Below are 11,055 nucleotides of genomic sequence, written 5' to 3' on the forward strand. Positions count from 1 at the left end.
CGGCGGCTTCGATGACCATCCTGGACCATTCCCACGAGGAGCATCCGGCTCCAACCACCAGCACCTCCCGGCGGACGCCGCGCACGTCGGCGCAGGGATCACAGACCCCCCAGCCGCCGGAATCTTTCCTGGACCGCTTCTTCCAGATCACCCGGCGCGGCTCAACCCTTGCCCGCGAATTCCGCGGCGGCCTGGTCACCTTCTTCACCATGGCGTACATCGTCATCCTGAACCCCCTCATCCTCGGCGGGTTCAGCGCGGACAACGCCCCCACCGACGTCGCCGGGGGCTGGCTGTCCGCCGCGCAGGTGGGCGCCGTCACCGGCCTCACCGCCGGCGTCATGACCATCCTCTTCGGCCTGATCGCCAACCTGCCGTTCGGGCTTGCCGCCGGGCTGGGCATCAACTCCTTCCTGGCCGTCTCGGTGATCCAGGAAGTCACCTGGCCTGAGGCCATGGGCCTGGTGGTGATCAACGGCATCCTGATCGTCCTCTTCGGCGTCACCGGGGCCCGGACCGCCATCTTCCGGGCTGTGCCCAAGGAACTGAAGGCCGCCATTACCGTGGGCATCGGCCTGTTCATCGCCTTCATCGGCTTCGTGGACTCCGGCTTTGTCCGGCCCACCGCAGGCGGCCCGCCTGTCCAGCTGGGCGACGGCGGCTCGATCACCTCGGTGCCCACGCTCGTGTTCGTCATTGGCCTCCTGGCCATGGGGATCCTGGTGGCGCGCAAGGTCCAGGGCGGCCTGCTCATCGGCATCGTCGGCACCACCGTGCTGGCCGCCGTCGTGGAAGCCGTCATGAAGCTCGGCCCGGCCAGCGCCACCAACCCCGGCGGCTGGCACCTGAACACCCCCGTCCTGTCCGGCCAACTGGTCTCGGCACCGGACCTTGGCCTGGTGGGCCAGTTCGACCTGTTCGGCTCGTTCTCCCGGATCGGCGGCCTGGCCGCCACCATGCTGGTGTTCACGCTGGTTTTCACCAACTTTTTCGACGCCATGGGCACCATGACCGGACTGGCCAGGAGCGCCGGCGTGGCACACAAGGACGGCACGTTCCCGCGGCTGAAAGCGGCCTTCATCGTGGAAGGCTTCGGCGCCGTGGCGGGCGGGGCCACCTCAGGTTCCTCCAACACCGTGTACATCGACTCCGCGGCCGGCATCGGCGAAGGCGCCCGCACCGGCCTGGCATCGGTGGTCACGGGTGTGCTGTTCCTCGGTTCCATGTTCCTCACGCCGCTTACCAGCGTGGTGCCGCTGGAAGTTGCCGCCGCTGCGCTGGTGGTGGTGGGCGCCATGATGATGGCACAGATCCGCGAGATCAAGTTCACCAAGTTCACGGTGGCACTGCCGGCATTCCTCACCATCGTCACCATGCCGCTGAGCTACTCAATCGCCAACGGCATCGGCGTTGGCTTCGTGAGCTGGGCCATCATCGGCGCGGCCTCCGGCAAGGCGAAGAAGATCCATCCGCTGATGTGGGTGGTGAGCATCGGGTTCCTGGTGTATTTCGCCCGCGGACCGATCAACCATCTGCTGGGCGGCTGAGCTTTGCCCCAACCAACAAAGGGGCCGGGCCAACGCTTGGCCCGGCCCCCGGCAGGACCGACAATAGACACCACCGCCGCGCGGAAGAAGGAGTGCCGCCATGCTTGACCTGATCCCTTCGCTCGGCCCCTGGATGCCCCGGGTCGCAGGCCGGCGGTTCGCCGTGGCCACCATCGTGGCCGCTTCCGGTTCCGTGCCCCGCCCGGTGGGCACCTCCATGCTGGTCACCGAAGCGGGCGAGGTGCTGGGCAGCCTCTCCGGCGGCTGCGTGGAAGGCGCCGTGGTGGCGCTCGCCCAGGAGGCAATGGACGACGGCGCCACGCGCCTTGAGACCTTCGGCTTCAGTGCCGCCGACGCCTTCGCGGCCGGGCTCACCTGCGGGGGAGGGCTGGACATCTTCGTGGAGCCGGTGCCCGCCGCCAGGTTCGGAGAGGCAGGGCATCCGCTGCGCGCCGCCCAGCTGCGACTCGCCGAAACCAGCCCGGACCAACCCGTGGCCCTGGTACGGGTGCTGGGCAGCGCAGGAGGCAGCGCCGTCGTCCTTTCTGATCCGGCCACCTTCCGTCTGGCTGCGTCCCCGGAACTGGCAGCCCTGCTGCACGGGGAGCCGGCGCTGCAGGTGGAGTCCATAGTCCGCAGCGGCGGTGCAGGCCTGGTCCGGCTGGGCCAGCCGGGGGATTGTCCACCGGACCGGACAGGCTACGGGCAGCCTTCAGTCGGGGACGCCATCCTGGTGGAGTCCCGGCTGGCCCCGCCGCGGATGCTGGTGTTCGGCGCCAACGACTTCGGCGCGGCGCTGGTCCCGGCCGCCAAACTGCTCGGCTACCACGTGACCCTCGTCGATGCGCGGCCGGCCTTTGCCGGACAGCCACGTTTTGCCGCCGCCGACCTGGTAGTAACCGACTGGCCGCACCGGTACCTGGCAGCTGAAGCGGCTGCCGGCCGCACTGATACCCGGACCGTGGCCGCCGTCCTGACCCACGATCCCAAATTCGATATCCCGCTGCTGGAAACCGCACTGGCCCTGGACCTCGCCTACGTGGGCGCCATGGGTTCGCGCCGCAGCCACCTCCAGCGGGTTGCCGAACTCCTCAGCGCAGGCGTCCCGCCGGAGCGGATCGCGCAGCTGCACTCGCCCATCGGGCTGGACCTCGGTGCCGTTACCCCCGCGGAAGTGGCGGTGTCCATCACCGCGGAAATTATCGCCGCCCGCAGCCGCGCGGCCAGCTGTCTGCCGCTGCGCGAAACGACCGGCACCATCCACCCGCACCCCATTCATTCCCACCCCGCGCCCGCACCGGCGCCCACAGACGTTGACAAGCAGGAGATCGCATGGACATGAACACCATTGAGGCGGTGGTCCGCACCACCGACCCCGCGGAATGGCGCGACGGCGACGCCTGGCTGGCCGGCGGGACGGTCCTTTTCTCCTACGGCAGTTACGCCTTCGGTCCCCAGCCGCTCAAACGGCTCCTGGACCTGGGCGCTGCCGGCTGGACGCCCATCACCGTCAGCGACGACGGCATCGAGCTCGCCGCCACCTGCACTATCGCCCAGCTGTACAGCCTTCCCGGCCAGCCGGATGTGTCGGGCCGCAGCTGGCCGGCGCTGGACCTGGTCCGGGCATGCTGCGACTCCTTCGTGGCCTCCTTCAAGGTGTGGAACATGTCAACGGTGGGCGGCAACCTTTGCACGTCGCTGCCCGCCGGACCGGTCATCTCCCTCTGCGCCGGGCTCGACGGCGTGGCAACCATCCTGACGCCAGGCGGCGGCAGCCGCACCCTCCCGGTGGCGGACTTCATCACCGGTGATGCCAGGAACGGCCTGGCACCGGGCGAGCTGCTCCGCAGCGTCCACCTCCCGGCGTCGGCCCTTTCCGCCCGCGTGGCCTTCCGCCGCCTCTCGCTGAGCAACCTGGGCCGGTCCGGGGTGCTGTTGATTGGAAGGCTCGACGGCGGAACGTCCCTGGTGCTGACGGTCACCGCCGCCACCAAGCGGCCCGTGCAGCTGCGCTTCGACGCGCTGCCTGACGCGGACCAGCTGGCGGCGGCGCTCGACGAGGCGATCCCTGCAGACCTTTACCACGACGACATCCACGGGCTGCCGGCCTGGCGCCGCGACATGACCTACCGGCTGGCCGAGGAAATCCGGGCCGAACTTGCAACGCCGCAGGGAACGCCGGGATTGGCTGTATCCGGAGACTTTTGGCCGCCGCGGACCGGCGGGATGCCGGGGTCCGGGCCCACAACTTTTTCGAAAGGGGCCTGAGCATGGCCATCGAGATCAACGGAACTTCCGCGGACGCCGCGCCCCGTCCAGGGCAGTGCCTGCGGACCTTCCTCCGGGAGCAGGGAAACCTGGGGGTGAAGAAGGGCTGCGACGGCGGCGACTGCGGTGCCTGCACCGTGCATGTGGACGGCACTCCGGTCCACAGCTGCATCTACCCGGCGGTCAGGGCAGAAGGACACTCTGTCACCACTATCGAGGGGCTCGCCGGGGCTGGCGGCGCTGAAGGGCAGCTGCACCCCGTGCAGCAGCAGTTCCTGGAGCGCCAGGGTTTCCAGTGCGGCTTCTGCACGGCCGGCATGGTGATGACCGCCGCCACCTTCAGTGATGACCAGAAGGAGAACCTGCCGCGGAACCTCAAGGGCAACCTGTGCCGGTGCACCGGCTACCGCGCCGTCGCGGACGCGGTCTGCGGGCATGCCGGCCATCCGGATCCCCAAGGGCCGGGCTCCGGCATCGCCGGGGAGGGGCAGCCGGATCCGGAGCCTGGCCGGCTCGGTGACGACGTCCCGGCGCCGGCCAGCCGGGCCGTGGTCACCGGAACCGCCCGATACACACTGGACGTTCCGCAGGAGCAGCTGCAGGGCCTGCTGCACCTCAAAGTCCTGCGGTCACCGCATGCCCATGCCCGCGTGGTGTCCATCGACAAGGCGGCGGCGTTGAAGGTCCCCGGAGTGGTGGCGGTCTTCACGCATGAAGATGCGCCCGAACAGTTGTTCTCCACGGCCCAGCACGAGCTGTTCACGGACGACCCCGACGATACCCGGGTGCTTGATGACGTGGTCCGGTTCATCGGGCAGCGGGTGGCCGCCGTCGTGGCCGAATCTGTGGGGGCCGCGGAAGGAGGCGTGCGTGCCCTGCAGGTGGACTATGAGGAACTCCCGGCCGTCTTCTCGCCGCAGGACGCACTGCTGCCCGGCGCTCCGCTGGTCCACGGGGACAAGGATGCTGCACGCTCCCGGATTGCACGGCCGGAACGGAACGTGGTGGCGGAGCTGCACTCGGAGCTGGGAAACGTGGCCGACGGTTTCGCTACCGCCGACTTCATTCACGAACAGACCTACCAAACCCAGCGGGTGCAGCACGTGGCACTGGAAACCCACGCGGCAATTGCCTCGGTGGACGCCGAAGGCCGCCTGCAGGTGCGCACCTCCAGCCAGGTCCCGTTCCTGGTCCGCCGTACCCTCTGCCGGGTCTTTGGGCTTGAAGAGGACAAGGTGCATGTGGTGGCCGGGCGAGTGGGCGGTGGGTTCGGCGGCAAGCAGGAAGTCCTCACCGAGGACCTCGTGGCGCTCGCGGCCCTGAAGCTGAAGCGCCCGGTCCAGCTGGAACTGACCCGCACCGAGCAGTTCACCGCCACCACCACCCGGCATCCGTTCACCATCAAGCTGAAGGCCGGGGCCAGCCAGGACGGGAAGCTGACGGCCCTGGAGCTGGACGTGGTGACCAACACCGGCGCCTACGGCAACCACGGCCCCGGCGTCATGTTCCACGGCTGCGGCGAATCGCTGGCGGTGTACAACTGCGCCAACAAAAAGGTGGACGCGCATTCGGTGTACACCAACACCGTGCCGGCCGGTGCTTTCCGCGGATACGGGCTGAGCCAGATGATTTTCGCCATCGAGTCCGCCATGGATGAGCTGGCCGCCGGCATCGGCATGGATCCGTTGGAGTTCCGGCGCCTGAACATGGTCCGCGAGGGGGACCACATGCTGTCCACGCAGCCCGACCCGGAGGAGGACGTCCACTACGGCAGCTACGGGCTGGACCAATGCCTGGACCTGGTCCGGGATGCCCTGAGCCGCGGCCGCGAACGCTATCTGCAAGCAGGCCTTGAGGACCTCGGGCCGGACTGGATGGTGGGCGAAGGCGCCGCCTTGTCCATGATTGACACCGTGCCCCCGCGCGGCCACTTTGCCCATTCCCGCATCCGGCTCCTGCCGGACGGGACGTACCAGGCCGACGTCGGAACGGCCGAGTTCGGCAACGGCACCACCACGGTGCATGCCCAGCTCGCTGCCACGGCGCTGTCCACGCAGGCGTCCAAGGTGCTGGTGCGGCAGTCCGACACGGACCTGGTGGAGCACGACACCGGAGCGTTCGGCTCGGCCGGCACCGTGGTGGCCGGCAAGGCCACGCTCGCCGCGGCGGAGGAGCTGGCAGTCCGGATCCGGGCCTTCGCCGCCGGCATCCGGCAGACCCAGGCCTCCGCGTGCGTCCTCGACGGGGATTCCCTGGTGGTGGACGGGACTCCCTTGGCACTTTCTGAACTGGCGCAGGCGGCCGCGGAAGCCGGCTTCGAACTCGCCGCCGAAGGGCGCTGGGGCGGGACTCCACGCTCGGTCGCCTTCAACGTGCACGGTTTCCGGGTGGCGGTGAACCGCGGCACCGGCGAGCTGAAAATCCTGCAAAGCGTGCAGGCAGCCGACGCCGGCGTAGTGGTCAACCCGCGGCAGTGCCGCGGCCAGATCGAAGGCGGGATCGCGCAGGCCCTTGGTGCCACGCTGTACGAGGAAATGGTGGTGGACGACGCCGGGAAGGTCACCACGGACATCCTCCGGCAGTACCACATTCCTACTTTTGCGGATGTGCCGCGCAGCGAGGTCTACTTCGCGGACACCAATGACAAGATGGGGCCGCTGGGGGCCAAATCGATGAGCGAAAGCCCGTTCAACCCGGTTGCCCCGGCGCTCGCGAACGCCATCCGCAACGCCACCGGGGTGCGCTTCGCGTCACTGCCCATTGCGCGGGACCGGATTTACCTGGGGCTGAAGGAGGCGGGGCTGGTGCCAAGGCTGGAGCGCGTGCCTTCGTAGGCCAGCCGCTGGTCATACTTCCGCTTGCGCGGGCGCAACCCGGGGTCGGATCTGACCCCGGGTTGCATCGTTGCATATAGTCGTGGGATGGAACAGCGGATTTTAGGCAAGACCGGACGGAACGTCTCCATCGTGGGGCTCGGCACCTGGCAGCTCGGCGCGGACTGGGGCAACGTGGATCCAGCACAGGCGCAGGCAATCCTGGCAGCTTCGGTGGAGGCCGGCGTCACCCTCTTTGACACCGCCGACGTGTACGGCGACGGCAAGAGTGAACAGGCCATCGGTAAGTTCCTGGCGGACCACCCGGGCCTCGGCGTCACCGTGGCCACCAAGATGGGCCGGCGGATGGAGCAGCGGCCGGAGAACTACAACCTGGCCAACTTCCGCCAGTGGGTGGACCGCTCGCGGAAGAACCTGGGCACGGACACCCTGGACCTGGTCCAGCTGCACTGCCCGCCCACCCCGGTCTACAGCAACAACGAGGTCTACGACGCCCTGGATACGCTGGTGGCCGAAGGGGCCATCAAGAACTACGGCGTCAGCGTGGAACGGACAGACGAGGCCCTCGAAGCGATCCGCCACGAGGGAACCGCGTCGGTCCAGATCATCCTGAACGCCTTCCGGCTCAAGCCGCTGGACGAGGTGCTGCCCGCCGCCAAGGCCGCAGGGGTGGGCATCATCGCCCGCGTGCCGCTGGCCTCCGGATTGCTGTCAGGGAAGTACTCGAAGGACACCACCTTCGCGGAGAACGACCACCGGAACTACAACCGCCAGGGCGAGGCGTTCGACGTCGGCGAGACCTTCTCCGGCGTGGATTACGAGCTGGGGCTGAAGGCCGTGAAGGAGTTCGAACAGCTTGTGCCGGAAGGGGCCACCACCGCCCAAGCAGCCATCGCCTGGATCGCAGCACAAGATGGCGTCACCACCGTCATCCCCGGTGCCCGCAATGTGGACCAGGCCCGGGCCAATGCCGCGGCGGCCACGGTCAACGTGGGCAAGGAGTTCGACGACGGCGTGCGCTGGATCTACGACCACTACTTCCGCGAGTCCATCCACCCGCGCTGGTAGCGTCCGCTGCCTGCCCCATGCCTCGCTTCGCTCGCCGCGGGAATGCCGGGCGGCTCTCTTACGCACTGCGCTTGGGGGTCCGCCGGTGAGTGCCTCGGTCCACGGCTTTGTAAAGCGGCTTGCAGCCGTGGAGACCGGGCCTGCCTGCAACAACTTCTTCAATTACTCGGTGCCGGCAAATGAGGTGCGGCGGCGAAACCTGGAGATCTACCTGCAGGAGATGCTGGATAGGCGGCCCGGGGTACTGCTGGTAGGGGAGGCCCCGGGATTCAGGGGCATGCGCATCACGGGGGTGCCATTCACGAACCGGACCATCCTTGAGGGTCCGGCCAACAGCTTCGGGCTCTTCGGACCTGGGAAGGGGTATGTGCTGCCGCCCGAAGCTGTGGGAGTTGCCGCCGAGCCAACCGCCACCGTGCTATGGCAGGTCCTGGAAGAAGTAGGGCTTTTGCCACTGCTGTGGAGCGCCTTTCCCTGGCATCCCCATCAGCCTGGGAAGCCGTTGTCCAACCGCACGCCCAGGCCCTCTGAAACGAAGCTGGGGACACCTTTCTGGCAGGACCTCGCGGAGCTTTTCGGGATAAGTTCCATCGTTGCAGTGGGCAACGTGGCGCAGCACAGCCTGCAGCGCAGCGGGCTGGCTGCGCCCAAGATTCGGCATCCGGCGCATGGCGGTAGATCCGGCTTCAAACACGGGTTGGAGCAGTTGTTGGAAGGTGGGATGCAGGCCTGAATCGGCCGCATCAGAATGTCACACCCCCTTGCCATGATGGGTTTATGGGGAAAGCGGCGGTGGTGAGGGCGTTGGAGGGCATCCGTGCTGCCCTTGCTGTGCTGAACGCGGAAGTGGACGGGGCGGGTTTGGAGCCGTTCTCGGAGGCTGATCCTTTGGCGGGGCTCGCAGAAGGTTGCCTGGATATTCTTGCCGGTGCCCGGGAGGTGGAGGCCGGGTTTGCGGGGTTGAAGGCGAAGGCTGCTGTGAAGTACGCGGAGAGTGCCTGTGCTGTTGCGGGGCCGGGGGTGCCGGTGGTGGCGCAGGAGATGGCGGTTGCTGCGGAGATCGGGTGTGTACTGGCGTTGGGGCCGCGGGCTGCAGGGTCGTTCCTGGCCACGTCGCACGCCGTGATGACGACGTTGCCGCGGACTCTGGCGGCACTGCGGACCGGGGTGATCTCGTGGCAGCATGCGGTGGTGATGGCCGATGAAACCGCGGGTCTTGATGCTGCGGGGGTGGCGGCGTTGGAGGCGCATTTCCTGGACCCGGATGTACCTGACGCGGCCAGGGGGTGTCCGGTGGGGGAGATGCCGGCGCACCGGTTCAGGGCCAAGGCCCGGGTCTGGCGGGAACGCCACCATGCGGAGTCGATCGAGAAGCGCCACGCCAAGTCCGTGCTGGATCGGCGGGTGGAGTTCCGGCCGGACCGGGATGGGATGGCTTGGCTCAGCGCGTGTCTGCCGGCGGACCAGGCTGTGGCTGGCTGGAACCGGCTTACCGCTGTTGCCCGCGGGATGCAGGGCCCGGACGAGTCTCGGAGCATGCCCCAGCTGCGGGCGGACACCTTCGCCGGCGCGATCCTGAGTGGTGGGCTGGGCATTGGCGGTGACAGCAGCGGCACCATGAGCGGGAGCGGTGCCGGCACGAACGGTGCCAGCGCGAACGGTGCCGGCGCCACGGGCGACGTCGCGGGCAGAGTCGTCGCGGCCGGTGGCGGCGACGGTCGGAGTGACGGTACTGGACAGGAGCAGCTGTCAACGCCGATCCGGGCGCAGGTTTTGGTGACGGTTCCGGCGTTCGCGCTGATGGGGTTGACGGATGAGCCGGCGATGCTGGACGGGTACGGGCCTATCCCGGCGTCGATGGCCCGGCGGCTGGTTGCCGAGGGGGCCGACTCGTTCCACCGGGTCCTGGTGGACCCGCGGGATGGGGCGCCGTTGGAGATCGGCAGGACCAGCTACCGGCTCACGAAAGCGATGCGGAACTGGTTGCGGATGCGGGACGGGAAATGCCCGTTCCCGGGGTGCAGCAACAACTCCCTGGACAACGAAGCCGATCACATCCTCGCCTGGCACAAGGGTGGCACCACCGGAATCAGCAACCTGGGACAGCCCTGCCCGAAACACCACAGACTCCGGCACACCACAGGCTGGAAACCCACCCCGGCCAGCAAGAACGAACCACCCGGTTGGACCTCACCGGCCGGCCGGCACTACAAAAGCGAACACCAGGACTGGGAACTACCACACTGGCCGGAGGGGCTAAGGCTTGGCAGTATTGACTTCTTTCGCCATGGAAGGTCTCCCGGCGAGGATGCCCTTGAACAGTACCTTCGCGCCCACGCCTGAACATCTCGGGTGCTGGTGGGCCGGGTGCTAATGGAGAAGGCCCAGTTGGTCCGGCGTATCCACGTCTTCGCCGGTGGACTGATCGCTGCAGTCCACTTCGTCCACCAGGTCCGGGTGGGAACGCAGGAAGCCGCGCGCCCCGGCGTCGCCCGTGACCGTTGCACACACAGGCTCACGCAAGGAGGCGTCGATGAGCAGCGGATGCCCGCGCCGGAGTGCCGCCTCACCGCCGTCGGTGGAATCACGACGGCGGTACGAAGCCGCGGTGACGCGTCCCGGTTGGTGCCGGGCCAGCAGTCGCGCCACAGTTTCACTCGTCAGGCCGGGCTGGTCCACCAGGGCGATCAGCAGGTGGTCTCCGGGATCCGCGGCCTGGTTGCCGAGCAGGAACGAACTGCCCATTCCCGTGTTCCAGTCCTGGTTGACTACGACCCGGTAGTGGCTAAGTTCGGCCGCGGCTGCCACATCGGGTGCGCCAGCTCCGAGGACCACCACCACCTCGCGGCAGCCGCCGTCGAGGAGGTTCCCGGCGATCGCCTCCACCAGCGGCCGCCCGCGGTAGGGGAGCGAGGCTTTGGGTCCCATACCGAGTCGCGTGCCTGCACCCGCGGCCAGGACGATGCCCGTCGCCTGGCGCTCCTGCGAGTTGTCCGCCCCCGTGTTGCCCATAACTGAACCCTAACCAAACAAAGGCGGCCGGGTCAGTCTCCCCGCGGAAATGACCCGGCCGCCGGGTTGTGACGGAGTCAGGCGTCGCCGCCTGCCCCGCCGGTGCTTCCGGCGTTGACGTCCAGCAGCTTGTAGCGGTCCAGGGCGTATTGCGGTGCCCCAGCCTCCACCTCGCCCCTCGCCGCGAGCAGCTGCAGCACCTTGACCACGATGGAGTGGGTGTCGTTTTTGAAGTAGCGGCGGGCTGCGGCGCGGGTGTCGGAGAAGCCGAAGCCGTCGGCGCCGAGGGTGGCGAATTCGTTGGGGACGAATTGGCGGATCTGGTC

At 68.2% G+C, this 11,055-nt stretch carries 9 protein-coding genes; 7 read left to right on the forward strand and 2 right to left on the reverse strand.

Features of this window, described 5'->3' with window-relative positions; translation table 11 throughout:
* Positions 1-11: 11 nt before the first annotated feature.
* From ACR65K_RS18330 to ACR65K_RS18360, 7 genes are all read left to right on the forward strand, one after another.
* Positions 12-1,547 carry an NCS2 family permease gene (locus tag ACR65K_RS18330; RefSeq protein ID WP_440154420.1) on the forward strand — a complete coding sequence of 512 codons (1,536 nt, stop codon included), beginning with the start codon at positions 12-14 and terminating at the stop codon, positions 1,545-1,547.
* Between the two features lie 100 nt (positions 1,548-1,647).
* Entirely contained in the window at positions 1,648-2,889 is a 1,242-nt protein-coding gene (locus tag ACR65K_RS18335) for an XdhC family protein (RefSeq protein ID WP_440154421.1), read from the forward strand.
* Positions 2,880-3,815 (forward strand): FAD binding domain-containing protein, encoded by a 936-nt coding sequence (locus tag ACR65K_RS18340; RefSeq protein WP_440154422.1) that lies wholly within the window; start codon positions 2,880-2,882, stop codon positions 3,813-3,815. The genes ACR65K_RS18335 and ACR65K_RS18340 overlap by 10 nt, the downstream gene beginning before the upstream one ends.
* A 2-nt stretch (positions 3,816-3,817) precedes the next feature.
* Positions 3,818-6,649: a molybdopterin-dependent oxidoreductase gene (locus ACR65K_RS18345; protein WP_440154423.1), complete on the forward strand. Its 2,832-nt coding sequence runs from the start codon at positions 3,818-3,820 to the stop codon at positions 6,647-6,649.
* Between the two features lie 87 nt (positions 6,650-6,736).
* Entirely contained in the window at positions 6,737-7,717 is a 981-nt protein-coding gene (locus ACR65K_RS18350) for an aldo/keto reductase (RefSeq protein ID WP_440154424.1), read from the forward strand.
* Between the two features lie 85 nt (positions 7,718-7,802).
* The gene (locus ACR65K_RS18355) at positions 7,803-8,450 is read left to right on the forward strand and encodes a uracil-DNA glycosylase (RefSeq protein ID WP_440154425.1); all 648 of its coding nucleotides are present in this window, start codon (positions 7,803-7,805) and stop codon (positions 8,448-8,450) included.
* A 44-nt stretch (positions 8,451-8,494) separates the two neighbouring features.
* Positions 8,495-10,060, forward strand: a complete 1,566-nt coding sequence (locus tag ACR65K_RS18360; RefSeq protein WP_440154426.1) for an HNH endonuclease signature motif containing protein — start codon at positions 8,495-8,497, stop codon at positions 10,058-10,060.
* Positions 10,061-10,087: 27 nt separating this feature from the next.
* Here ACR65K_RS18360 and nboR read toward each other — a convergent pair whose 3' ends face one another.
* Positions 10,088-10,729, reverse strand: a complete 642-nt coding sequence (gene nboR, locus ACR65K_RS18365; RefSeq protein ID WP_056333208.1) for a nicotine blue oxidoreductase — start codon at positions 10,727-10,729, stop codon at positions 10,088-10,090.
* Positions 10,730-10,806: 77 nt separating this feature from the next.
* Positions 10,807-11,055: hypothetical protein (locus ACR65K_RS18370; RefSeq protein WP_440154427.1), on the reverse strand; the 249-nt coding region annotated here is incomplete at its 5' end.

The sequence above is a fragment of the Arthrobacter sp. SAFR-179 genome (assembly GCF_059414945.1).